Origin of the sequence: Blautia sp. BCRC 81119, from assembly GCF_003184505.1 — a bacterium.
In the GTDB taxonomy this organism is placed as follows: Bacteria; Bacillota; Clostridia; order Lachnospirales; family Lachnospiraceae; genus Blautia_A; species Blautia_A fusiformis.
Map to the genome: position 1 here is coordinate 1 of NZ_QJHD01000030.1, position 23,813 is coordinate 23,813.

25 protein-coding genes are annotated in these 23,813 nt (G+C 42.0%); 24 read left to right on the plus strand and 1 reads right to left on the minus strand.

What is annotated here, in order from left to right; all coding sequences use genetic code 11:
* The 16 genes from DMI82_RS16000 to DMI82_RS20120 all read left to right on the plus strand — a co-directional run.
* Window positions 1–393: RNA-guided endonuclease InsQ/TnpB family protein (locus tag DMI82_RS16000; RefSeq protein ID WP_146207178.1), on the plus strand; the 393-nt coding region annotated here is incomplete at its 5' end.
* A gap of 210 nt (window positions 394–603) precedes the next feature.
* On the plus strand, window positions 604–1,614 hold the full coding sequence (gene ruvB, locus DMI82_RS16005) for a Holliday junction branch migration DNA helicase RuvB (RefSeq protein ID WP_015524888.1): 1,011 nt from the start codon (window positions 604–606) through the stop codon (window positions 1,612–1,614).
* A gap of 84 nt (window positions 1,615–1,698) precedes the next feature.
* Window positions 1,699–1,860, plus strand: a complete 162-nt coding sequence (locus tag DMI82_RS20815; protein ID WP_158526504.1) for a hypothetical protein — start codon at window positions 1,699–1,701, stop codon at window positions 1,858–1,860.
* 223 nt (window positions 1,861–2,083) lie between these two features.
* Window positions 2,084–2,386 carry a DUF4406 domain-containing protein gene (locus DMI82_RS16010; RefSeq protein ID WP_022426487.1) on the plus strand — a complete coding sequence of 101 codons (303 nt, stop codon included), beginning with the start codon at window positions 2,084–2,086 and terminating at the stop codon, window positions 2,384–2,386.
* Between the two features lie 10 nt (window positions 2,387–2,396).
* The gene (locus DMI82_RS16015; protein ID WP_110103918.1) at window positions 2,397–2,660 is read left to right on the plus strand and encodes a DUF6275 family protein; all 264 of its coding nucleotides are present in this window, start codon (window positions 2,397–2,399) and stop codon (window positions 2,658–2,660) included.
* 99 nt (window positions 2,661–2,759) lie between these two features.
* Window positions 2,760–3,092 (plus strand): ribonuclease, encoded by a 333-nt coding sequence (locus tag DMI82_RS16020; RefSeq protein WP_110103919.1) that lies wholly within the window; start codon window positions 2,760–2,762, stop codon window positions 3,090–3,092.
* Window positions 3,093–3,484: 392 nt separating this feature from the next.
* On the plus strand, window positions 3,485–4,516 hold the full coding sequence (locus DMI82_RS19925) for a peptidoglycan recognition protein family protein (RefSeq protein ID WP_227574080.1): 1,032 nt from the start codon (window positions 3,485–3,487) through the stop codon (window positions 4,514–4,516).
* Window positions 4,517–4,693: 177 nt separating this feature from the next.
* The gene (locus tag DMI82_RS16030; protein ID WP_015524889.1) at window positions 4,694–5,101 is read left to right on the plus strand and encodes a cell division protein ZapA; all 408 of its coding nucleotides are present in this window, start codon (window positions 4,694–4,696) and stop codon (window positions 5,099–5,101) included.
* An 88-nt stretch (window positions 5,102–5,189) separates the two neighbouring features.
* Window positions 5,190–7,349 carry a peptidase U32 family protein gene (locus tag DMI82_RS16035; RefSeq protein WP_110103994.1) on the plus strand — a complete coding sequence of 720 codons (2,160 nt, stop codon included), beginning with the start codon at window positions 5,190–5,192 and terminating at the stop codon, window positions 7,347–7,349.
* A gap of 6 nt (window positions 7,350–7,355) precedes the next feature.
* Window positions 7,356–8,735, plus strand: a complete 1,380-nt coding sequence (locus DMI82_RS16040) for an FtsW/RodA/SpoVE family cell cycle protein (protein ID WP_015524892.1) — start codon at window positions 7,356–7,358, stop codon at window positions 8,733–8,735.
* Complete coding sequence (locus tag DMI82_RS16045) at window positions 8,638–10,131, plus strand: peptidoglycan D,D-transpeptidase FtsI family protein (RefSeq protein ID WP_110103920.1); 1,494 nt, start codon at window positions 8,638–8,640, stop codon at window positions 10,129–10,131. Before DMI82_RS16040 ends, DMI82_RS16045 begins: the two co-directional genes overlap by 98 nt.
* Window positions 10,132–10,231: 100 nt before the next feature.
* Window positions 10,232–10,687: an NUDIX hydrolase gene (locus DMI82_RS16050; RefSeq protein WP_015524893.1), complete on the plus strand. Its 456-nt coding sequence runs from the start codon at window positions 10,232–10,234 to the stop codon at window positions 10,685–10,687.
* Window positions 10,688–10,750: 63 nt separating this feature from the next.
* Entirely contained in the window at window positions 10,751–11,062 is a 312-nt protein-coding gene (locus DMI82_RS16055; RefSeq protein ID WP_110103921.1) for a hypothetical protein, read from the plus strand.
* Between the two features lie 4 nt (window positions 11,063–11,066).
* Window positions 11,067–12,128, plus strand: coding sequence for a DUF2953 domain-containing protein (locus DMI82_RS16060; protein WP_110103923.1), 1,062 nt, complete (start codon window positions 11,067–11,069; stop codon window positions 12,126–12,128).
* On the plus strand, window positions 12,112–12,483 hold the full coding sequence (locus tag DMI82_RS16065) for a GerW family sporulation protein (RefSeq protein ID WP_015524896.1): 372 nt from the start codon (window positions 12,112–12,114) through the stop codon (window positions 12,481–12,483). The genes DMI82_RS16060 and DMI82_RS16065 overlap by 17 nt, the downstream gene beginning before the upstream one ends.
* A 59-nt stretch (window positions 12,484–12,542) precedes the next feature.
* Window positions 12,543–12,680, plus strand: coding sequence for a hypothetical protein (locus DMI82_RS20120; protein WP_173740860.1), 138 nt, complete (start codon window positions 12,543–12,545; stop codon window positions 12,678–12,680).
* A 97-nt stretch (window positions 12,681–12,777) separates the two neighbouring features.
* On the opposite strand, the gene rpmB is transcribed toward DMI82_RS20120, so the two are convergent.
* Window positions 12,778–12,966, minus strand: a complete 189-nt coding sequence (gene rpmB, locus DMI82_RS16070) for a 50S ribosomal protein L28 (protein ID WP_015524898.1) — start codon at window positions 12,964–12,966, stop codon at window positions 12,778–12,780.
* Window positions 12,967–13,358: 392 nt separating this feature from the next.
* Here rpmB and DMI82_RS16075 point away from each other — a divergent pair, with 392 nt between their 5' ends.
* The 8 genes from DMI82_RS16075 (at window position 13,359) to DMI82_RS16110 (ending at window position 23,459) form a co-directional block, all read left to right on the plus strand.
* A complete protein-coding gene (locus DMI82_RS16075) occupies window positions 13,359–13,733 on the plus strand; it encodes an MmcQ/YjbR family DNA-binding protein (protein WP_110103925.1) in 375 nt (124 codons plus the stop codon).
* Window positions 13,730–14,161, plus strand: coding sequence for a flavodoxin family protein (locus DMI82_RS16080; protein WP_021651499.1), 432 nt, complete (start codon window positions 13,730–13,732; stop codon window positions 14,159–14,161). Before DMI82_RS16075 ends, DMI82_RS16080 begins: the two co-directional genes overlap by 4 nt.
* A 202-nt stretch (window positions 14,162–14,363) precedes the next feature.
* Window positions 14,364–14,723, plus strand: a complete 360-nt coding sequence (locus DMI82_RS16085; RefSeq protein ID WP_015524900.1) for an Asp23/Gls24 family envelope stress response protein — start codon at window positions 14,364–14,366, stop codon at window positions 14,721–14,723.
* A gap of 20 nt (window positions 14,724–14,743) precedes the next feature.
* Complete coding sequence (locus DMI82_RS16090; RefSeq protein ID WP_110103927.1) at window positions 14,744–16,399, plus strand: DAK2 domain-containing protein; 1,656 nt, start codon at window positions 14,744–14,746, stop codon at window positions 16,397–16,399.
* A gap of 12 nt (window positions 16,400–16,411) precedes the next feature.
* The gene (gene recG / locus DMI82_RS16095; RefSeq protein ID WP_110103929.1) at window positions 16,412–18,472 is read left to right on the plus strand and encodes an ATP-dependent DNA helicase RecG; all 2,061 of its coding nucleotides are present in this window, start codon (window positions 16,412–16,414) and stop codon (window positions 18,470–18,472) included.
* A gap of 66 nt (window positions 18,473–18,538) precedes the next feature.
* Window positions 18,539–22,006, plus strand: coding sequence for a BspA family leucine-rich repeat surface protein (locus tag DMI82_RS16100; protein WP_110103930.1), 3,468 nt, complete (start codon window positions 18,539–18,541; stop codon window positions 22,004–22,006).
* 95 nt (window positions 22,007–22,101) lie between these two features.
* On the plus strand, window positions 22,102–22,677 hold the full coding sequence (locus DMI82_RS16105; protein WP_015524904.1) for a DUF6465 family protein: 576 nt from the start codon (window positions 22,102–22,104) through the stop codon (window positions 22,675–22,677).
* A gap of 158 nt (window positions 22,678–22,835) precedes the next feature.
* The gene (locus tag DMI82_RS16110) at window positions 22,836–23,459 is read left to right on the plus strand and encodes a GDSL-type esterase/lipase family protein (protein ID WP_015524905.1); all 624 of its coding nucleotides are present in this window, start codon (window positions 22,836–22,838) and stop codon (window positions 23,457–23,459) included.
* Window positions 23,460–23,813: the final 354 nt, after the last annotated feature.

Genomic DNA, 23,813 nt, shown 5'->3' on the forward strand with positions numbered 1-23,813 from the left:
TGTCATGAAAAGATAAAGAACCAGAGAAAAGATTTCCAGCATAAGCTCAGTAGGGAGCTTGCGGAAAGATATGATGCAGTATGTGTGGAAGATCTGAATCTGAAGGGAATGTCCGGAGGACTGCACCTTGGGAAAGGTGTGCAGGATAACGGGTACGGGCAGTTTCTGTTCATGCTGGGATACAAGCTGGAAGAATGCGGAAAACATCTTATAAAAGTAGACCGTTATTTTGCATCCAGCAAGATCTGCAGTGTATGCGGACATAAGAAAAAGGAATTGGCATTGTCGGATAGAATGTATGTTTGTGGATGTGGAAATAGGATGGACCGGGATGTGAATGCAACAGTCAATATCCGTGAAGAAGGAAAAAGAATCTATAAAGAATGTGCCTGACGGCACAAGAAAAAAATCCGTAACCGGATAAACATAAAAAACAAAACCGCGGGACACGCGGGGATAGCCTGTTTTAGCTTTGCCCTAAAGGGTAATCGAGCAGGAAGCCCCCACTTCAAAATCGTAAGATTTAAGTGGTGGGAGCATGTCACCGCCGTGAGTAAGAGCAAACATGCTCGCACTGAAATGAAATAGAACGGAGCATAGCAAATGGAGAACAGGATCATTACAACAGATGTTACAGAAGAGGATTTTTCCCTGGAGGGAAATTTAAGGCCTCAGAGTCTGGATGAGTATATTGGTCAACAGAAAACAAAAGATACCCTGAAAATTTATATCGAAGCAGCAAAGCAGCGTCATGATTCACTGGATCATGTGCTGTTTTATGGACCTCCGGGGCTGGGAAAGACTACACTTTCCGCGATCATTGCCAATGAGATGGGAACACATATGAAGGTAACATCAGGTCCTGCGATTGAAAAGCCAGGCGAAATGGCTGCGATCCTGAACAACCTTCAGGAAGGAGATGTGCTGTTTGTAGATGAGATACACAGACTGAATCGACAGGTAGAAGAGGTTCTTTACCCGGCAATGGAAGATTTTGCTATCGATATCATGATCGGCAAAGGAGCATCCGCCCGTTCCATTCGTCTGGATCTTCCGAAGTTTACATTGGTAGGTGCAACAACGAGGGCAGGTCTTCTTTCCGCGCCGCTTCGTGATCGTTTTGGCGTAACACAGAGACTGGAGTTTTATGATAAAAAAGAACTGACGACGATCATTCTACGTTCCGCTCAGGTGCTTGGCGTGGAAATCGAACCCAATGGAGCTGCCGAGATCGCCAAGCGTTCCAGAGGAACCCCCCGTCTGGCCAACCGTCTTCTGAAGAGAGTACGTGATTTCGCCCAGGTGAAGTATAATGGTGTGATCACCTACGATGTTGCCTGCTTCGCATTGGATCTTCTGGAAGTAGATCAGTATGGCCTTGATAAAACAGACCGCCGCATTCTCCAGACCTTGATCCTGAATTTTCAGGGCGGCCCCGTGGGGCTTGAAACACTTGCCGCATCGATCGGAGAAGACTCCGGAACACTGGAAGACGTGTATGAACCCTATCTTTTGCAGACAGGTTTCCTTAACAGAACTCCACGTGGAAGAATGGCTTCCGTGCTGGCATATACCCATCTTGGATATCCTCGTCCTGATTTATCGACAAAGTAAAGGTCATAAAAAAAGTGAATTACTCGGTAACTGAGTTACCAGAGAATCTGAATTGAAGACTATTAGCACAGGTGAAAAAACGTTCTGTATAATGCGGTAAAAAAGAAAAAGCGCCAGGCAGGAAACTTTATTTTTGATATAACGGATTGCCCGCTGAAAGAGGGCGAAATAATGGAGCAGGTCAATAATCTGTTCAGATCAACACATCTCTCCTTTTTTGGAAGAGATCGCATTGTACAAGGATAGAAAAATAATTGGTGTTTATCAAAGAAATAAAAAATAAGAACCATTCAGCTGTACGATCTAAAAGATCATGGGTACTGCGAATGGTTCTTATTAAGATATCTTATGTGTATTTTACGATAATATACACAAGAATGCAAGACTTAAAATAAACAATAATTATCCACCAGTCAGAAAATGACAGGTGGTATTTTTATACACTTTTTTAAGAAAGAGAGGACAAGAAATGAAGAAATTATTTATCAGTCAGCCAATGAGTGGCAAAGCAGACGAGGAGATTCTTGCAGAGCGAAAGGTGGCAATCAAAGCGGCAGAAGAGTTGTTGAGAGAACCTGTAGAGGTTATTGATTCTTTCTTCCAGTCAGCACCGGTAGGAGCAAAACCTCTGTGGTTCATTGGAAAGTCCCTGGAGTTTTTATCTGATGCCGATATCGCTTATTTTGCAAAAGACTGGCAGAAAGCAAGAGGATGCAAGATCGAACATGAGCGTGCGGTTGAGTATGGAATTCCGAGAATTGACCATGTGTAGGAGGTAAGGAATGGGAAATGAAGAATTTTTAAGACTTTGCAAAGTAAAAGTAGCTGAATATACCAATTCACACATGGATAAGATCGATGGAAAACAGATCACAGTACAGTATGTGTACGTGGTATGGAGTTGTAAGACATTACAGAACAGTAAAGCACTTCTGAGCACGACTGTGCCGGATGGAATGTATTATGAGCTGACATATAACGGAGATAAGCACGAGTTATACTTTGATGCTTATAAGAAATTTCAAAACATGTGCTTTAAACTGTAATTGCGCCGGTGCAACAGTCGGAGAAGGGAAACACTACATGGAAACAATCATTTGCTCATGTCATAGAATAGAAGATCTGGAAAGAAAAGGAGAATGAACATGAATGTAAATGTAATGATGCAGTATGTAACATATGGTCTGGCGCTGATCGGGGTGCTGGCGTTCCTGGTATCGATTATTGTGCAGGTGATCAAAGAGCTCCCGGGACTTAATAAGATCCCGACAAGTATTGTAGCACTGGTCACATCACTGATCCTGTGTCCGGTGGCACTGGCAGTCCTGTGCACGTATTATAAGACAGCTGTCACCTGGTATTATATTTTCGCATCGATTATTGCGGCGTTTGTAGTGTATTTGGTTGCGACCGGCGGTTGGGAAAAAGTAAAAGGTATCTGGGACAGGACGAAATACAAAGATTCAGAGGGCGAGTGATCCCTTTGTGAAATTCGTTGAACATCAAAGGACGATATGATAATATAGAACACGGAGCAATCGTGTTGCAGGGTGGCTGACCTCTATTCTACATAGAATGGATGTGGTGCTGATGGACAAGAATCATTTTGATTTCAAAGACCTCATGGCTTTTGGTATGTTCATTCTGGCATTGCTTACGTTCGTTTTGACGTTTTGTAAGTAATTTTCTACATAGAAAAACCACCCCAAAACTTTGGCTGAGTGTAGGGTGGAATTTCTATTTCGCTATTCACTGAGTTCAACCCCTTGTGGGCGGTTGTTCCTTTGTATTATCAATATACCATTTCGAAAAAAATAATTCAAGTATTTTTAGGAGGCGAGTAATCGTCTTTTTTTATTGGAGGAAACATATGTTAAAGATTATGGGAAAAGCTCAGGTATCCGGCAGGAATTATGGTCAGAAGATCATCAGCATTTTGAATGGCATATTATCTATTAAGGCATCAAATAAGACATCAAAAACAGAAAAGGAGAGTACAACCATGAATATCAACACAAGTCTTATCAGTAACAACAACAGCTATGCAGGTCATAAACCGGCATATATCGTAATTCACAACACAGATAACTATGCCAAGGGTGCAAATGCGAAAGCACATGCTAAGGCTCAACATGATGGAAACTTTAAAGGCTATTCTGCACATGTATATGTGGACGACACAGAGGCGTATCAGGCGCTTCCATACAACCGTGGAGCATGGCACGTAGGCGTCAACTACGGAGGTCGGCTGTTCGGTACTGTCAACAATAGAAATTCAGTAGGAATCGAGATGTGCGTCCAGGCGGGCTATAACTATGAGAAAGCTTTCCAGAATACAGTACAGGTGTGCAAACAGCTTATGAAACAGCTGGGAATCCCGGCTGACAGAGTTGTGCAGCATTATGATGTATGCGCAAAGAACTGCCCGTCAGCGATCCGTGCAAAAGGTGACTGGAACCGGTTCAAGCAACTGATCGGAGCTGAGACCACCACGCCAACGGTAGATAAGTATTATCGCACAAGAAAGTCCTGGGCTGACAGCAAGAGCCAGATTGGAGCATACAAGAGCCTTGAGAATGCAAAGAAAGAGTGGAAACAGGGCTACACCATCTATGACTGGAACGGAAAAGCAGTGTATCCTGTACAGACTTCAGAAAAGGCAGTAGTTCTGACAGGAAAATTTGAGACCCAGCTTCCGATCATCCGGAAAGGGAATTCCGGCGTTGCAGTTTCTGTGCTGCAGTCTGTACTTGGTGTTACTGTGGATGGCCATTTCGGAGACGATACAGAAGCATCTCTGAAAGTTTTCCAGAAAAACACAGGCGTAAAGGTAAGTGGAACCTGCGGTATTGATTCCTGGAAAAGGGTGATCGAACACATGAAAGCCAACACTCATAATTGAGAAAAACATTTGCATCTTTAAGGAAAATATTGTAATCGACAAAATAATAGAAAAACTTCTATACATTTTTGCGGGAATCAGTTATAATAAAAGAAATTGCGGGTTGTAAGACCGGCAATGCAGAGGAATGTTATTGAGGAAATTACCAGTAACAGATAAATTCAGGAGGCTTTACGAATGGCGGTAAAGAATACAGCACAGGTTGTTATCGATGGAAAGATCATTACTCTGGGCGGGTATGAGTCCGAGGAATATTTTCAGAAGGTTGCAGCCTATATGAATAATAAGATCAGTGAGCTGAGTCAGATGCCGGGATACTCCAGACAGGCCATGGAGACCAAACATACACTGCTCAGTCTGAATATTACAGATGATTATTTTAAGGCAAAGAAGCAGGCGGAGATTTTTGAACAGGATCTGCAGCAGAAAGACCAGGAGATGTATGATCTGAAACATGAACTGATTTCTTTGAAAATGCAGATTGAAGAGGCGAAGAAGGCAGAACAGGAAGCTCAGGAACAGAAGAATCTTCTGGACGGTAAGGTGAAGGAACTGGAGAAAGAACTTGATGAACTGCTTAAATAAGGATGGGGGATTGCTTCGGTAATCCTCTTTTGTTTTATGGTCATCGGATTGATTAACAGATGGGAGATGAGGGAATACTTTGAAAAATATGATAACAGAACTGCTCTCGCCGGCAGGTTCTTATGAAAGCTTTGAGGCAGCTATTGGTGCCGGGGCTGATGCGGTATATGTAGGAGGACCGGCTTTTGGAGCAAGAGCTTATGCGCAGAACTTCACCCAGGAAGAGCTGATCACTGCCATTGAGACCGCACATATCCATAACCGTAAATTATATCTTACTGTGAATACACTTTTGAAGAACCGTGAACTGGATGATCAGCTGTTTGAATATCTGCTTCCATATTATGAGGCAGGTCTGGATGCGGTGATCGTACAGGATCTGGGAGTATTTTCTTTTATACGCCGGAATTTCCCGGATCTGGATATTCACGCAAGCACACAGATGACAGTAACCGGACTGGAGGGAATGCGGTTTCTGGAGGAAAAGGGAGCAACTCGTGTGGTTCCGGCCAGAGAGCTTTCCCTGGAAGAGATATCTGCCATGCATAAGGCAAGTCCTCTGGAAATAGAGACTTTTATCCATGGAGCTCTCTGTTACAGCTATTCCGGCCAGTGTCTGATGAGCAGTATTTTCGGTGGAAGAAGCGGAAACCGTGGCCGCTGTGCGCAGCCATGCAGGCTTCCTTACAGTGTAACCATGGATCACAGAAAATATAAAGGAGACAAGGATTTTTGTGCATTAAGCCTGAAAGATATCTGCACTTTGGATATTCTTCCGAATATCCTGGAGGCGGGTGTTATGTCTCTGAAGATCGAAGGGCGTATGAAACAGCCGGCGTACACAGCGGGCGTCACGGCAGTATATCGAAAATATCTGGATATGTATTTAAGTGGAAAAGAATATCACGTTCAGGAAAAAGACCGGAAGTATCTTCTTGAGCTTTTCAGTCGTGGAGGATCCTGCAAAGGATACTATGATATGTATCGCGGACCGGAAATGATGGCTTTTGCCAATGAAAAAAAATCCGGTAATATCCAGCCGGAGATCAGAAAAATAAAAGAAAAAATTCATGGGAATTTAATACTTTCTCCTGAAAGTCCTGTTATACTGGAAATAACCTGCAAGGGCCAGACAGTAACTGCTATGGGCGGTGAGGTACAGTTTGCTAAAAATCAGCCAATGGAAGAACAGAGGATCCGTCAGCAGATGGAGAAACTGGGAAATACAGATTTTCAGTGGGAGGATCTGAACATTGAAATAAATGGAAGGATTTTTGTTCCGGTTAAAGTTCTCAATGAAGTACGAAGAGATGCTCTGAGTCAGCTGCGGGAAGCACTGATCGGATGTCAGAAGAGAGCACAGGTTACGAAGCAGCCGACGAAATCTAAGGATCAGGCTGCCTGTCACAGAAGGGTAACAGACAGCCTGCCTGTGTATGTATCCTGTGAACGTTCGGATACTGCGGAAGTACTTTTGAACGAACCGGGGATTACAGGTTTTTATTTTCCTTTTGATACTATGGAAAAATATTTTTCACCGGAACTTGCTGCAAGCAGTGAATTATATCTTTCTACTCCACATATCCATCGCGGAGAAATCCCCGAAAAGTGGCTTCGATCAGCTCAAAAATGGTTGGAGCAGGGTATGAAGGGTTTTCTGGTAAGAAATCTGGAATCTTACGCCATACTGAAAAAAATGGGATATGGCGAAAAATGTATCCTGGATGCATCCATGTATACCTGGAATGATCAGAGCGTTGATTTCTGGCGGGAAGAGGGAGTTCTTCGAAATACAGTCCCCCTTGAGTTGAATGAGGGTGAACTGAAACACAGAGATAATACTTCTTCGGAGCTGCTTTTATATGGTTATATCCCACTGATGCTTTCCGCGCAGTGTGTAAGGAAGAATCTTTTCGGATGTACAGGAAAATATGAGACGGCTTATCTGAAAGACCGCTATAACAGTGAATTTCCGGTAAAATGCAGTTGTGATCCATGGGGAAAAAACATCTCCGAAAAAGCAAAATACTGTTATAATATCATTTATAACAGCATTCCTTACGGACTTCCGGGTGAAAAAGATCAGGTAAAAAAACTGAACCTTCACTCTTTGCGACTGGCATTTACGATCGAAGAGCCAGAGAAAGCAAAAGCGATCCTGAAAGAATTCCGGACGGTTTATCAGGAAAACGGAAAACCTTCCGGACGCAGGTATACAAAAGGCCATTTTAAAAGAGGAGCCGAGTAAAAGTGTATGATTAATGTAATTACAGAATTATCTAAGTATGTGATCCTCACATTGATGATCGTCTATACCTTTCATTGTTTTTATATGGTGTGGCGGCAGGATGAGGAAGAAAAGAGAGAACTGCTCCATCAGCAGCTGACCATGATCTTTTTTATTGATTTTACAGCATTTCTTGTGATCTATTTAAAAAGCATGGATTTCAGGGTCATCCTGTTCTATATCGAAATGATGATCTTTTTTGCAGCGATCCAGATCCTTTATCGAATTATTTATCAGAATGCATCGCTGCTTCTTTTAAATAATATGTGTATGCTCCTGAGCGTAGGATTTATCATGCTCTGCCGGCTTTCACTTCCGTCTGCAACTAAGCAGCTTCTGATCGTGGCCGCAGGTAGTGCAGTATCACTGGTGATACCGGTAATGATACGAAAAATGAAATTTTTAAAGGATCTTACATGGGCTTATGCCGGAATTGGTATTGTACTTCTGGCGGCAGTTCTTGTTCTGGCAAGCACAAGCTACGGTGCAAAGCTTTCTCTTATGGGAATCCAGCCTTCCGAGGTGATCAAGATAACCTTCGTATTTTTTATGGCATCACTTCTGTGTACCAAGGTGGATTTTCGCAAAGTAGTACTGGCTACGATCGTTGCAGTGATCCATGTAGGGATCCTGGTTCTTTCCAGGGATCTGGGTAGTGCAGTGATCTTTTTTGTCACCTACCTTGTACTGATCTATGTTGCAACCAGAAATCCGAGCTATTTATTTCTGGGACTTGGCGGAGGATGCGTTGGTTCGGTGATCGCATATCATCTTTTTGGACATGTCCGTCAGCGAGTCAGTGCCTGGAAGGATCCGATGGCTGTCTATCAAAATGAAGGTTATCAGATCGTGCAGTCTCTGTTTGCGATCGGAACCGGAGGCTGGTTTGGAATGGGACTTTGTCAGGGCTCTCCGGAGAAGATTCCGGTCGTAAAAAATGATTTTATCTTCAGTGCTATTTGCGAGGAACTGGGTGGCATTTTTGCCATCTGCCTGATTCTTGTATGCACAAGCTTTTTTCTGATGATCGTTACTATTGCACTAAAGATCAGGAATCCGTTTTATAAACTGATCGCACTGGGGCTCGGAACAGAATATGCTTTTCAGGTATTTCTGACCATCGGCGGTGCAACCAAGTTTATTCCAATGACAGGAGTTACACTTCCGCTGGTGAGTTACGGAGGCAGTTCTGTCATGTGTACCATCCTGATGCTTGCGATCATTCAGGGACTGTATATTCTGAGGGAAGATGAGGACGAACAAATTGAAACGCAGCGAAAAGAAACGATTGAAAGAAGAGGAAAGAGAGCAACGCCTGAGAGAAAGAGAAATCGCCAGACTCCGTAGAAAAAAGAACCGGCCTTTAACTTTTGTATCGGCCTTCTTTATATTGATCTTTGTCAGTCTGATCGGATATCTGGTTTATTTTGACGCCATAAAAAGCGAAGATTTTATCAACAGCCCGTACAACACCCGTCAGGATACATTTTCGGACCGGGTAGTACGTGGAAGTATCCAGTCTTCGGATGGTGAGGTCCTGGCACAGACCAATGTGTATGAAGATGGAACAGAAGAGAGAACGTATCCGTTTTCCAATATTTTTGCACATGCAGTAGGATATGATACCAATGGTAAGAGCGGTTTGGAATCGGAAGCAAATTTCCAGCTTCTCACCTCCCATTCATTTTTTCTGGAACAGATGAAAAATGAATTCCTGGGAAAAAAGAATCAGGGTGATACCGTGATCTCCAGTCTGAATGCAGATCTTCAGACAACAGCATACAATTCTCTGGGAGACCGCAGAGGAGCGGTAGTTGTACTGGAGCCATCCACCGGACGTATCCTGGCTATGGTGAGCAAACCGGATTTTGATCCGAACACGATCGCACAGAACTGGGATACCCTTGTTAATGATGAAAGTAACAGCAGCCTTTTAAACCGTGCAACCAATGGAGCTTATCCTCCGGGATCAACATTTAAGATCGTCACGGCACTGGATTATTTCAGACAAAAGGGATCACTGGAGGGATATTCCTATCTGTGTCAGGGAAGTATCACAGTGGATGACCACACGATCCAGTGTTACAATGGTGCAGTACATGGACAGGAGGATTTTTATTCCGCATTTGCACATTCCTGTAACTGTGCATTTGCAGATATGGGACTTGGTCTGGGAGGAGATACTCTGAAAAGTACTGCAGAGGATCTGCTCTTTAATAGGGCGCTTCCGCTGAATTCCTATAAAACCAGTCGCTTTACCCTTGATAAAGATTCTCCGAATGCACTTGTGATGCAGACCTCGATCGGCCAGGGTAACACTCTTGTTTCTCCGATGCATATGGCATTGATCACAAGTGCCATCGCCAATGATGGTGTACTGATGAAGCCAACTATGATCGATAAGATTGTGAATAATTCCGGTGATACGGTCAGGGAAACAGAAAAAACAGAATACAAACGTCTGATGACAAGAAATGAAGCCAATATCCTTGGAAAACTAATGAAAAATGTAGTTGAAAACGGTACGGCTTCCGCATTGAATGGACGAGGATATACTGTTGCCGGAAAGACCGGTTCTGCGGAGTTTGATGAAAATGGTTCCAGTCATTCCTGGTTTGTGGGTTATTCTAATGTAGATGATCCGGATATCGCCATTGCAGTGATCGTGGAAAACGGCGGAACCGGAAGCGAAGCGGCAGTTCCCATTGCGGCCGATGTTTTTGATGCATATTATTTCGATTAAATTGAGAACAGTATCTGCTTCTTGCCCCTTGCCTATAAGGTAAAAAAGAGGTATACTATAGCCAGTGCAAAAGACACACGCATTACAGGAGGATTGCAATATGATAGAAGCAACAAGCTGTGGCGGTGTGGTAATTCATCGGGGTAAGATTCTGGCATTGTATAAATCCTACAGGAACCGTTATGAAGGATGGGTGCTTCCCAAAGGAACTGTAGAAAAAGGAGAGACTTTTGAACAGACTGCTTTACGTGAAGTAATGGAAGAAGCAGGTGTTCGGGCCTCTATCGTGAAATATATCGGTAAGAGCCAGTATAATTTCACCGTTCCGGAGGATGTGGTAATGAAAGAGGTACACTGGTATCTCATGATAGCTGATAATTATCATAGCAAACCCCAGCGAGAGGAATATTTTGTAGATTCCGGATACTATAAGTTTCATGAGATCTATCATCTTCTCCGTTTTTCCAACGAGAAGCATATCGTGGAACAGGCCTATCAGGAGTATCTGGAAATGCGAAGTGAAGGCGTCTGGGCGAAACAGCAGAAGTATTTTTAACAACAGGACAGGGCTGTGTACATACGCAGCCCTGTTTGGCATTATAACGGAGGTGAGGGCAGATTGCTGAAATGGATGAAAAACTATTACATAGGAAATGATGTAAAAAATCCTACTAGAATAAGAACCAGGATCACTGCTGGTAAATTCGTGCCGGATATCTACGTTGTTACTTTGTCTGATAATCCCGGAAATATTTTGGAAATTCTTCCCGCAGGCATGCTTGTACAGCGAAGCGCCAGAGCCACCTGTCCTTTGATCGTTGGAATGGCTAGAGGAAAATCCGGTGCTATACAGATGGTACAGGATATGATCGAACAGGTTTATACCGAAACTGGAAATTTTAAAATAAAAGAATATCTGAAAAACAGGTGAACCAATGCTGCATATATTATGGCTGATAATAAAATGGATATTGATCCTTCTGGGGATTCTGATCGGGCTGATCTTTCTGATCCTGCTGCTTCTTTTATTTTGTCCAATCAGATACAGAGGGAATTTAAAAAAAGACCGTACGGATAGTCTTCGGGAAATACATGCTTTCGGTGAAGTGAGCTGGCTGCTTCATATAATTTCTGCACAGGTATTCTGGGAGCAGGGCGTTCTGAAAACAAAAATATGTTTGTTAGGGATTCCTTTGGAAAAATTTAAAAATCTGTTTCGTAAAAAAAAGAAACCAAGAGCTCTTTCCAACTCCGGAAATCAAAATGCAAAAAAACAGACAGAGGCTTCTGGAAGTCATGAAAAGACATCAAAAAGCGAAAATCAGAACGATACCGCAGAGCTGCAAATGTCTGAGCCTCAGGAAGATACTGTTGAAGATATAAATGAAATTTCGGAAAATGTAATAATGGAGCCGATATCGATTTCCGAAGAAATATCGGAAGATGAAAAGAGGCTTCGGACAAAGATTGCAGATTTAATTTTGAATATAGTGGGAAAAATAAAAATGACAGTTGGAAAGCTGTTCCGAATCGTACAGAATTTTCTTGGAATCCCCAAAAGGATTCTGAAAAAAATTCAAAGTCTTGCATTAACAATCCGGAATTTCTGTGATAAGATAAACTGGTGGAAGGAATTTTTAGACCATCCCCGAACCAGAGAGGCTCTTTCCTTTCTGTGGAAAAATGCAAAAAAACTGATTTATCATGTGCTTCCGACAAGGATCACCGGAAAGATCACATTTGGCAATGAAGATCCGGCAGTTACAGGTATGGTATTGGCTGTATTAGGAATGACGATTCCTTTTCATAAAAACAAGATCGAAGCAGCGCCCCTTTTTGATAATGAAAATGTTCTTGAGGGAGAGATCATGTTAAAGGGAAGGATTTATGGAATTGTAGTTCTCACAACAGCAGCGAAGCTTTATTTCAATAAAAATATAAAATACGTCATCCACCGATGGAGACATAAGGAGGTAAATCATGGAGAAAGAGAATAATTTCAAAGATACCGTGAATTCATTATTTAAAGGAATGGATGGCTTTGTATCGGCCAAGACAGTGGTTGGCGATGCCATTCATGTAGGCGATACCATTATCCTTCCTCTGGTCGATGTATCCTTCGGCGTGGGAGCCGGAGCTTTTGAAGGGGACAAGAAGAACAATGGCGGCGGAGGTCTTGCCGGAAAGATGTCTCCCTGTGCAGTGCTTGTGATCCAGAATGGAAGCACCAAACTTGTAAACGTAAAAAATCAGGATGGCCTTACCAAGGTTCTGGATATGGTGCCGGATTTTGTGAACCGTTTTGCACCAGGTGCAGGCAATGCCGAGGATACAGACGGGAAAGAAGAGTAGTATTCCATTTAGATTTCATGCATATACTGTAATAAAAAACAGGAAATGAGCAGACAGGAGTGGGAAAGCTAACTGGTTTTATGCTGTTTTTTATTGGTGTGGGCATGGTTCTTGGTATCCTTATTACAGAGAATTTTATTGTGATCGCAATGGCAGTCATATGTCTGCTATGCGGATATCATATGTTTTGCAGATAAGCGGGAAGTGTGCACCTGGCATACTTCCCGCTTGTAATTTATCTGTCTTAAAGATAAAAAAACAGCCCCCGCATTCTACGGGGGCATACGATATTACTTACGCTCTTTCAACTTTTCCGGATCTTAAACAAGAAGTACATACATACATTTTCTTTGCTCCGCCGGCAGTTGTTTTTACTCTGACGGATTTAACGTTAGATTTCCACATTTTGTTGGATCTTCTATGGGAATGACTCACATTGTTTCCGAAATGAGCTCCTTTATCGCAGATTGCACATTTAGCCATGAATAGCACCTCCTTTTATCAACAGTCACCATTTTAACAGATGAATTGCTCTTTTGCAAGCAAAAAAAGGAAATTTATCAAAAATTCTGCAAAGAGTTTTAAGGAAAGTATTCCATACCTCCGGGAACAGGGCGGATCATGGTAGAATTAAGCGTTGTGTGTATGGTTTAGATCAATTTGAAACATAGAAAATTACCCAGTGCGAATTAATTTATCGTTTTTTCTTTGGCCTGGTCTCTTTCCTGAAGCTGAATAGAACATATTCTTGCTGAACTGGCATATGAGAATAGGAAAACCGGGAAAATGCAAAAGAATTTGGCAGGTAGTTCGGAATCCGAAAATGTGGTATGATTATAGGTAGGATATCAGAAACGTCAGGAGTTGAATAGATTGTGAAGACGGAAGAAATCTTTAAATATGTGCAGAAACAGTACGGAACAGTCCCAGAATATTTATGGAGTAAATCGCCAGACAGTGCAGTACTCCGACATAAAAACGGAAAATGGTATGCAGTGATCATGACTATTGAAAAATCAAAACTGGGATTAGAAGGAAAAGATCCGGTTGATATCATGGATGTAAAGTGTGATCCGGACATGACGAATATGATTATTCAGACGCATGGATTTTTACCTGGATACCATATGAACAAGCAGCACTGGATCACGATTTTACTGGATGGTTCGGTCAGTAAAGCAAAGATACTGGACTTTTTGGACATGAGTTATGACCTGATTGATGGCGCAGGCAGAAAGGAAAACAAATGAAAAAAGCAATCATATATGCATCGGTACATCATGGAAATACAGAAAAATTAGTAAAGAGCATAGCAGAAGAGTGTCAGGTTGATTTGATTGATGCTGTAAAACAACCCGATGCAGATCTGAGCAGTTATGATATGATTGGGTTTGCATCAGGAATCTATTTTTCAAAATTTCATCAGTCATTATTGGGATTTGCAGAGAAGAATCTACCGGACGACAAAAAGGTATTTCTGATCTGTACTTATGGTGGAAGTGCGAATTATAAATCTATTGAGCAGATTTTGGACAAGAAGCGTTCCAAAGTGATAGGAAAATTCGGGTGCAAGGGTTATGACACATTTGGTCCATTTAAACTGGTTGGTGGAATTGCAAAAGGGCATCCAGATGAAGAAGATATAAAAAATGCAGTTGCGTTTGTAAAAGGATTATAAGTAGATAAACGAAAAGGAAAAACCGGCTTCATAGTATCGGCCAGTATGCTCCATCGCAATTCGGGGTTTCCCTTCAATAGAGTGGATGAGCTTAATTTTCTATAAGATAAAACAAGTTGAACTCTATCATTGCGTAATTATAAAAAAAAGGTTATAATAGTTTTATATAATTTAATCTGAATGAAACAATGGAGGTAACCATATGAATGGACGTATAGATTCCGGATTGGGTCAGATCGTAATTGATACAGATGTCATTGCGACTTATGCCGGCAGTGTGGCGGTAGAGTGTTTTGGTATCATCGGAATGGCAGCTATCAGTATGAAGGATGGCCTGGTCAAGCTTTTGCGTATTGACAGCCTGAAACATGGTATCAGTGTTAAGATCACGGATGATAATAAGATCCGGCTGAATTTTCATGTCATCGTAGCATATGGCGTGAATATCAGTACTATTGCGGACAATCTTGTCAACAATGTAAAATATAAAGTCGAAGCCTTTACAGGAATGGAGATTGAAAAGATCAACATTATGGTTGAGGGCGTGCGTGCAATAGATTAGTTTTAGAGGAGGAACTTGTGGTGAATAACAAAACCATAGATGCTAAAATACTTTCCAGAATGTTTCTGTCCGGAGCAAAGAATCTGGAAGCGAAGAAAGAGTGGATCAATGAACTGAATGTGTTTCCTGTACCTGATGGAGATACGGGAACCAATATGACGCTTACCATCATGTCTGCTGCTTCTGAAGTAGGTGCTCTTACAGATCCGGATATGGAATCCCTGGCAAAGGCAATTTCTTCCGGTTCCCTCCGTGGAGCCAGAGGTAATTCCGGTGTTATCCTGTCACAGCTTCTGCGTGGATTTACCAGAGGTGTGCGTAAACTTACAGATCTGGATGCACCTGCCATTGCCGCAGCTATGGAGCGAGGCGTTGAAACTGCATACAAAGCAGTTATGAAACCAAAAGAGGGAACCATTCTTACTGTAGCCAGAGCTGCTGCAGACAGAGCCGCAGAGCTTGCCGATGCTGCAGAAGATCTGGATGCTTTTTTCGACGGAATCTTTCAGCATGCAGAGGAAACTCTTGCCAGAACACCGGAGATGCTTCCAGTCCTGAAAGAAGCAGGTGTTGTGGATTCTGGCGGACAGGGACTTCTGGAAGTCTTCCGTGGTGCCATCGACGGATATCATGGAAAAGAAGTGGATTATTCCCAGTTTGAGACAGCTGCTGCTCCTAAGATCACAAAGATTTCTCCTCAGGCAGAGGCAGATATCAAATTTGGATATTGTACAGAGTTTATTATCCTTCTTGAAAAACCGCTTCCACAGGAGGAGATCGATCGTTTCCGTGAATTTCTGGATTCCATCGGTGATTCCATTGTTCTGGTGGCAGATGATGAGATTGTCAAGGTACACGTACACACCAATCATCCGGGACAGGCTTTTGAACGTGCACTCACGTATGGTCAGCTTTCCCGCATGAAGATTGACAATATGAGAGAAGAACATCAGGAAAAACTGATCAAAGACGCTGAAAAACTTGCAAAAGAACAGGCAGAAAATAAAGAACCTCCGAAGGATCACGGATTTATTTCTGTATCAGTAGGTGAGGGACTTTCTCAGATTTTCCGTGAGCTTGGCGTAGATTATCTGATCGAAGGCGGTCAGACTATGAACCCGAGTACAGAGGATATGCTCAATGCTATTGAGAAAGTACATGCAAAAACAATTTATATTTTCCCGAATAACAAGAATATTATCCTTGCAGCTAACCAGGCAAGAGATCTGACTGAGGACAAGGAGATCATTGTAGTACCAACCAAGACGATTCCACAGGGAATTTCCGCAATGATCAGCTTTGTTCCGGAAAAGGGCGGCGAGGAGAACCTTGCTTCCATGACCGATGCGATTTCCAGAGTGAAAACCGGACAGATCACTTATGCAGTCCGTGATACACGTATTGATGACAAGGAAATCCATGAGGGAGATATCATGGGAATCGGTGATGCAGGCATCCTTGCAGTAGGCAGAGATCGACTTCAGGTAGCGGAGGAGATGGTAGCAGAGATGGTTGACGAGGAATCTGAGATCATCAGCGTTTACTATGGTGAAGATGTATCTGAGGAAGATGCAGAGGCACTTTCTGATTCTCTTACTGAGAAATATCCGGAGTGCGAGGTTGAGCTGAACCAGGGTGGACAGCCGATTTACTACTATCTGATTTCTGTAGAATAAAGAGCACAAAAAATGAATGAAAAGACACCTTTACGTGAATTAAAAGGCGTGGGTGAGAAAACAGAGAAGCTTTTCCAGAAGATCGGGATCACGACTGCGGAAGAGCTTCTCCGTTATTATCCGCGGACTTACGATATATATGAGGAGCCTGTGGAGATTGCATCAGCAGAGGAGGACAAAACAGTCTCTATCCGTGTCACTATAGCAACAGGTATTTATATTAACCAGGTACGCAATCTCCAGGTTCTGACAACAACTGTGGCAGATGCAAGCGGCCGATTGCCGGTTGCCTGGTTCAATGCGCCTTATTTGAGGGGAACACTCAAAAAGGGCAGTGTTTTTATCCTCAGAGGAAAGATCACCAGAAAAAAAGGCCGTCCTCAAATGGAACATCCGGAGATTTTTACCCCGGCAGCTTATGAGGAGATCATTCACAGTATGCAGCCTGTATATGGTCTGACGAAAGGTCTTTCCAACAAGATGATCACGAAGTTGGTACATCAGATTTTGGATACAAGACCTCTCCATGGGGAATATCTGCCGGAGGAAATACGGGAACGCTATCAGCTTGCGGATGCCAATTATGCGATCCGGACTATCCATTTTCCGAAAAATATGCAGGAGCTTCTCACAGCCAGGAAACGTCTGGTATTCGATGAGTTCCTGCTTTTTGTGCTGGCAATACAGCTTCTGAAGGAGAAAACCGAAGAGGCTCCAAACACTTTTCCAATGAAACCAGTATGGACAACCGAGGAAATCATAGAAGGGCTTCCCTATGACCTGACCGGAGCTCAGAAGAATGTCTGGCACGAGATCGAACGAGATCTGAGCAGCCATAAGCTGATGTCCAGACTTGTGCAGGGAGATGTTGGAAGCGGTAAAACTGTGATCGCGTTTTTAGCTATGGTACTTTCAGCAGAAAATGGCTTTCAGAGTGCATTGATGGTGCCGACAGAGGTTCTGGCTAATCAGCATTACGAAGGCTTTCTGAAGCTGATGGAAGAGCAGAATATCATTTCCTGCCACCCGGTTCTTCTGACAGGATCTACCACAGCCAGACAGAAGCGTGAAATCTATCAGAAGATCGCAACCGGCGAAGTGAATGTGATCATCGGTACTCATGCCCTGATCCAGGAAAAGGTGGAATATAAGAATCTGGGTCTTGTGATCACAGATGAGCAGCACAGATTCGGCGTTCGCCAGAGGGAAGCGCTGACGACCAGAGGAAATCCGCCACATGTACTTGTTATGAGTGCAACCCCTATTCCCCGGACACTGGCGATCATTTTATACGGAGATCTGGATATTTCGATCATCGATGAGCTTCCTGCAAAAAGGCTTCCGATCAAAAATTGCGTAGTAGGAACTTCCTACCGCCCCAAGGCGTATTCTTTTATTGAAAAGCAGGTGCAGATGGGAAGACAGGCTTATGTGATCTGCCCAATGGTGGAAGAGAGCGAAGGACTGGATGCAGAGAATGTCACAGATTATGCCAGAAAGCTTCAGGAAGTCCTGCCTGACGAGATCAGAGTAGAGATCCTTCACGGCAAAATGAAGCCAAAAGAAAAGAACAGGATCATGGAGGCCTTTGCTTCCGATGAGATCCAGGTACTGGTATCTACCACGGTTGTGGAGGTTGGAGTGAATGTGCCAAATGCTACCGTTATGATGGTGGAAAATGCAGAACGATTCGGTCTTGCACAGCTTCACCAGCTCCGTGGCCGTGTAGGGCGTGGAGAGCATCAGTCTTACTGCATTTTTATCCAGGGAAATAATGAAGAAAATACTTCTAAACGTCTGAAGATCCTCAATGAATCCAATGATGGATTTTATATAGCCGGAGAAGATCTGAAGCTTCGGGGCCCAGGAGATCTTTTCGGTATCCGCCAGAGCGGACTGATGGAATTTAAGATCGGTGATATCTACAATGATGCGGGAATCCTGAAGAATGCAAGTGAAGCAGCTGGTGAGATCCTGGCACTGGATTTTGATCTTATCCTGCCTCAGCATAAGGCTTTAAAGGAGCATCTCAAGGGGTATATGAGTGAAGAACTGGAAAATCTGGGGATCTAATTGGATGGAGCAAAGCGAAGAATCAGAACTTCGTTTTAGTATAAAAAGAAAAAGGGAGAAAACAGGATGAGGAGAAAAATGATCAAAAAACTTCTGTGTGTCGTTTTATCAGGGTCTATGATCTTTGGCAATGCAGGGATAACCATGGCTTCAGAGACAGAACCGGAAACAGTCCAGGAAAATGTAAATGAGGAGACTGACAGTCCAGAGGAAAGTTTTTCTGAGGAAGATATTTTTGAAGATGGAATCTCAGCAGACGATGAAGCAGCAGAATTACCTGATAGCACAGAACAGGAATTAGAAGAAGAGCCGGAAGAAGCGGATAATATAGAAATGTCGGAGGACACTGAAAATCTTTCGGAAGAACCGGAAACAGAAGAAATGGCAGAAAGTGATGACTTTTCTGATAGAGAAGAAGATGCTGTAAGTGCTTCCGCAAGCATGATGGATGGAGGAATCACCGGAGATATTGCCTGGTCAATTGATACATCCGGATGTCTTACATTAAAAGGAAACGGTGACTATGATACCTCAGATTATTATTGGGATGCAGAAAGGGGCTGGAGTAAATGGCAGGATGATATTAAAACAGCCATAGTTGAAATTTCCGGAATCACAAAGACAAGAGCTATGTTTAAGGGATGCAGGAATCTTACCAGGATCACTTTTAAAAACTGTGATTTCAGTAAGGTGACAGACATGGCCTTTATGTTCTCAGATTGTGAAAGCCTTACACAGCTGGATACTGGTTCATTGAAAACCGGAAATGTATCTCATATGCAGGGAATGTTCCGAAATTGCAGTAAATTAAAAACTCTGGATGTCAGTAAATTTGATACTTCAAAAGTTAATGATATGAATAGCATGTTTTTAGGCTGTGAAAGCCTTACACAGCTGAATGTCCGGAATTTTAATACTTCCAGAGTGACAAGGATGAGCGGAATGTTCCGTGAATGTCGGAATCTTAAACAGTTGGACGTCAGTAGATTTAATACAGCGAATGTTACGACTATGGAGGAGATGTTTTATTGCTGTGAAAGCCTTACACAGTTGAATGTCAGTAATTTCAATACAGCAAATGTTGTATATATGAACGGTATGTTCGAACGGTGCGAAAGTCTTACACAGTTAAATGTACGAAACTTTAATACATCAAATGTAGAAGATATGGGCAAAATGTTCTGTACTATGAGCAAGCTCAAGTCTCTGGATCTGAACAGTTTTAATACTTCTAATGTACAGAATATGTATTTCATGTTTTATGGAAATGAGTCTTTAACAAGCCTCAATATTAAAAATTTTGATACATCCAAGGTAGTAGATATGAATTCTATGTTTGGCGAGCTTAAAAAAATGACTTCTCTGGATGTTTCTAAATTTAACACATCAAAAGTAAAATCTATGGAAGGAATGTTTTCACGCTGCTATGCGTTAAAAGCTGTGGACGTGAGCCATTTCAATACTTCTGAAGTGGTAAAGATGGGATATATGTTTAACTCCTGTAGCAGCCTGGAATCTCTAAACCTCAGTAAGTTTAATACATCTAGCGTCAATGATGCAAGATATATGCTGTACTATATGGATAATCTTAAAACACTGAAAACAATCCCGAACCTGAAGTGCTCTATAGAACTTCCATTTACCATGTCAGACAGCTCAGGCAAAAAATATACGACCATGCCAACGAACAGTAAATGTATCACTTTAAAGGTAGTTGCTTCAAAACCAGTAGTTAGAAAGAGCATCAAAACGGCAAAGGTAACTGTAAAAACTGCAACTTACAATGGAAGTCCGCAGAAGCCAGGTGTAACTGTTAAACTTGGAAATACAACATTAAAAAGCGGCACAGATTATACAGTAACTTATTCTAATAATACAAAAACGGGAACAAAAGCTGTTGCAAAAATCACAGGAAAGGGAAGTTACAAAGATTCTGTTTCTAAATATTTTACCATCAAAGCATGCAGTCTTGACGGTAAAGTTCAAGTTAATTTGAAGACAACGATTTACACCTGGGATGGACAGGCAAAAACTCCCGCATTTTCTATTTATATGCCGAAAGCCAATGCGGCCGGAATGATCTCATTACAGAATGAAAAAGATTATACATATAAATATCTTAATAATAAAGAACCTGGAACAGCAACCTTACAAATCACAGGAAAGGGCAATTTTACAGGTACAAAAAAAATAGCTTATAAGATCAGCAAAGCAAAACAGCCGGTAAAAGTTACACCAGGAAGTATTACAAAACTTTATACAGACAAAGGTAAATCCTACAAAATCAGTGTTTCAGGAAAAAAAGAATTTGCAAAAGTGACATATTCAACCACTAATGCAAAAATTGCATCTGTAAAAAATAGCAAGATTATGCTTAATGGAGAGGGAGTGGCAACAGTTACTGTAAAAGTTGCGGCGACCAAACATTATCAGGCACAGAATATTGCAATTAAGATTAATGTGCTGAAAAGACAGAATATTACCACTGCTGTAAAGAATGGGGCAAAAATAGCGTATTCCACTACAATAAAATCTCTTGGTGCCAAAGTTCCTTCAGAAGGTGGGAAACTTACTTATAAGTCCTTAGATACCAGTATTGTTTCTGTGGATTCCAAAGGTAATTTGAACTTTAAAAAGGCAAAGAAGCTTGGAAAAGTTACAATCCAGATCACTGCAGCGAAATCTTCTTCCTATGCTCCGGCAACCAGGAAACTGACGATCACTACGGTAAAAGGAACTCCATCTGTCAGCTGTGTACAGCAGCAGGAACGTAAGATCTATGATGGAGCATTCAATCTCGGGGCAAAAGCAGATCAGAATGCAACATTGGTTTATTCCAGCAGCAACAGTGCTATTGCATCGGTAGCTTCTGATGGAACGGTTACTTTGAAGGAATGGCAAGAAAACGATATTCAGAGAGAAGTGCAGATCACAGTTACTACAAAAAGTACAACGTTTTATAATGCAGCGAAGCCGGTAATTGTTAATCTTACTGTTATTAAAAAGAAAAATCTGCAGCAGAGAATTGAAGATGAAAAAATCAAATTTCCTGATGGGAAATTTTGGAACCATGTTGTAAACAGTTATTCAGATCTGACAGATAATCTGGACAGCAGCGGAGCTCCTGAAAGATTTCAGGATACGATCAGTGATGTTCCATGCAAACATCACGGAACTCAGAGCGGAATTGATCCGATACCAGGTAATGGCGAGTATGATTGCAATAAGTTTGACGGGGCTATCCAGTGTGATGGGTTTGCAAGAAAAGTATTTTATGATATCTGGGAAGGGCAGAGAGTATCAGGCCTTCAAAGAATATATGATAATAATGTTCAGGTAGGAGACTATGTGCGCATCAATAATAATGGACATTCGGCTATCGTTACAGAAGTTTACAGTGATTCATTTAAAGTGATAGAGTGTAATCTGGATGGGGACGGACGTCATCATAATTGTCTGCTGCGTCATAACTGGACATATAGTAAAAGCAGTGTAACTTATCGTGTACATGCTGTAAATTACAGCCTTAACTAATAGACTTTTGAAACTTTTCTTTACAAAACTTTCAAATCGTAGTATTGTATTGCATGAGAAAAGATTAACAAATCCCTTGTAAGGAGGCTATAAACATGGCTAGAACAAAGAAAGCTGCAACCAAGACAACTGTAAAAACGGCTTCAATAAGCGAGACTCCTGCAAAATCTGTAGTAACCGCATCCGAAGAGAAAGCCGTTAAGGCTGAGACACCGAAGACAGACGATGCAAAAGCTTCTGTAGAAACAAAAGCAGCTGAGAAGACAGCTGAGGTAAAACCTGCCGCTGAGAAACCAGTAGAAGAAAAAACAGCAGAAGTAAAATCTGCTGAAGAGAAAACAACAGCTGTAAAATCAGAAGAGCCAGCTAAGAAAACCGCTGCCAAGAAGACAACAACACGAAAAACAACTGCAGCTAAGAAAACAACAACCAAGACGGCTGCTAAGACAACAGCAGCTAAGAAAGCTGAGCCAGTGACAGAAGTATATGTTCAGTACTGGGGCAAAGAGATACATACTTCAGAGGTTGCTGACAGGATCAAAAAGATCTGGACAGAGGATATGGGCAAAAAAGCTTCTGAACTGAAAGATCTCAAAATCTACATTAAACCCGAAGATAATGGTGCACATTATGTGATCAACGGAGATGTTACAGGATTTATCGGACTGTAAACAAAATCTTCATCGAACAGTATTTTAAAAGATATATATTGGCCTGTTATAGAGAATGTCTATAGCAGGCTATTTCTTTTGCATATTTGACCAATTCCAAATAGCATGTTATTATTCATTTAAGTAATAACATACTAAACAGGTAGGGATATGGTAAAATGAAACAGATATTATGCTTTGGAGATTCCAATACATGGGGATATGACGGAGAGAGCAGAGAGAGACTACCGTGGGGAGTACGCTGGACAAGCCTTCTCCAGGAAAAACTGAATAAAGAAGAATATCGCGTGATCGAGGAAGGACTGTGCGGAAGAACAACGGTTTTCGAAGATCCGCTCCGCGACGGAAGAAAAGGAACTGCACTTCTTCCCACACTTCTGGAAACACATGCCCAGGCGGATGTGATCACTCTAATGCTGGGAACCAATGACTGCAAAACTGTTTTTGGAGCATCCGCAGATGTAATCGGAAAGGGAATCACAAGACTGCTGGATCAGATCCAGGAATACGCACCAAGAGCGAAAGTCCTTCTCATGTCTCCCATCTATCTGGGAGAAAAAGTATGGCAGGAAGGATATGACCAGGAGTTTTCCAGAGAGTCTGTGATCGTTTCCAGAAATCTGCAGCCTGTTTATGAAAAAATCGCAGCTGAACGTCATATCAGTTTCCTTCCGGCAGCATCCTATGTACATTGCTGTGACGCAGATCAGGAACATCTGAATGCAGCAGGACATAAGAAATTTGCAGAGGTTGTATATCGAAAAGTACAGGAATTGCTGTAAATGAATATAGGATTTTAAGACTTTTGGATCTTATATAAAATAAAAAGATGTTGTCTGGCAGTTTTTCAGTTCTGTCAGACAGCATCTTTTTTGCATGAGCTTAGATCAACTCAGCATAGTAATAGATCTACCTGCGCGTACAGATTTAGTACTGCTGGCCGCCCTGGGAGCCGCTGGACATCTGGCGTTCCTGTGCTTCGATCATCTTTTTAAATAAGTTCTCAGAACGACACGCCGTATTTTACAGGAAAATCAACTATGTGGATGGATGCGAAAAGGAATTTAACTACACTTACGCATTTGCAATCTAAATAATATACAAAAGATGAACGGAAGAGCAGAGATGTAATTTTT

Excerpts from the sequence above, each read along its gene's own strand:
- ruvB (WP_015524888.1), top strand. The coding sequence starts at position 604 with ATGGAGAACAGGATCATTACAACAGATGTTACAGAAGAGGATTTTTCC.
- DMI82_RS16010 (WP_022426487.1), top strand. The coding sequence starts at position 2,084 with ATGAAGAAATTATTTATCAGTCAGCCAATGAGTGGCAAAGCAGACGAG.
- DMI82_RS16015 (WP_110103918.1), top strand. The coding sequence starts at position 2,397 with ATGGGAAATGAAGAATTTTTAAGACTTTGCAAAGTAAAAGTAGCTGAA.
- DMI82_RS16020 (WP_110103919.1), top strand. The coding sequence starts at position 2,760 with ATGAATGTAAATGTAATGATGCAGTATGTAACATATGGTCTGGCGCTG.
- DMI82_RS19925 (WP_227574080.1), top strand. The coding sequence starts at position 3,485 with ATGTTAAAGATTATGGGAAAAGCTCAGGTATCCGGCAGGAATTATGGT.
- DMI82_RS16030 (WP_015524889.1), top strand. The coding sequence starts at position 4,694 with ATGGCGGTAAAGAATACAGCACAGGTTGTTATCGATGGAAAGATCATT.
- DMI82_RS16035 (WP_110103994.1), top strand. The coding sequence starts at position 5,190 with ATGATAACAGAACTGCTCTCGCCGGCAGGTTCTTATGAAAGCTTTGAG.
- DMI82_RS16040 (WP_015524892.1), top strand. The coding sequence starts at position 7,356 with ATGATTAATGTAATTACAGAATTATCTAAGTATGTGATCCTCACATTG.
- DMI82_RS16045 (WP_110103920.1), top strand. The coding sequence starts at position 8,638 with ATGAGGACGAACAAATTGAAACGCAGCGAAAAGAAACGATTGAAAGAA.
- DMI82_RS16050 (WP_015524893.1), top strand. The coding sequence starts at position 10,232 with ATGATAGAAGCAACAAGCTGTGGCGGTGTGGTAATTCATCGGGGTAAG.
- DMI82_RS16060 (WP_110103923.1), top strand. The coding sequence starts at position 11,067 with ATGCTGCATATATTATGGCTGATAATAAAATGGATATTGATCCTTCTG.
- DMI82_RS16065 (WP_015524896.1), top strand. The coding sequence starts at position 12,112 with ATGGAGAAAGAGAATAATTTCAAAGATACCGTGAATTCATTATTTAAA.
- rpmB (WP_015524898.1), bottom strand. The coding sequence starts at position 12,966 with ATGGCTAAATGTGCAATCTGCGATAAAGGAGCTCATTTCGGAAACAAT.
- DMI82_RS16080 (WP_021651499.1), top strand. The coding sequence starts at position 13,730 with ATGAAAAAAGCAATCATATATGCATCGGTACATCATGGAAATACAGAA.
- DMI82_RS16085 (WP_015524900.1), top strand. The coding sequence starts at position 14,364 with ATGAATGGACGTATAGATTCCGGATTGGGTCAGATCGTAATTGATACA.
- recG (WP_110103929.1), top strand. The coding sequence starts at position 16,412 with ATGAATGAAAAGACACCTTTACGTGAATTAAAAGGCGTGGGTGAGAAA.
- DMI82_RS16100 (WP_110103930.1), top strand. The coding sequence starts at position 18,539 with ATGAGGAGAAAAATGATCAAAAAACTTCTGTGTGTCGTTTTATCAGGG.
- DMI82_RS16105 (WP_015524904.1), top strand. The coding sequence starts at position 22,102 with ATGGCTAGAACAAAGAAAGCTGCAACCAAGACAACTGTAAAAACGGCT.
- DMI82_RS16110 (WP_015524905.1), top strand. The coding sequence starts at position 22,836 with ATGAAACAGATATTATGCTTTGGAGATTCCAATACATGGGGATATGAC.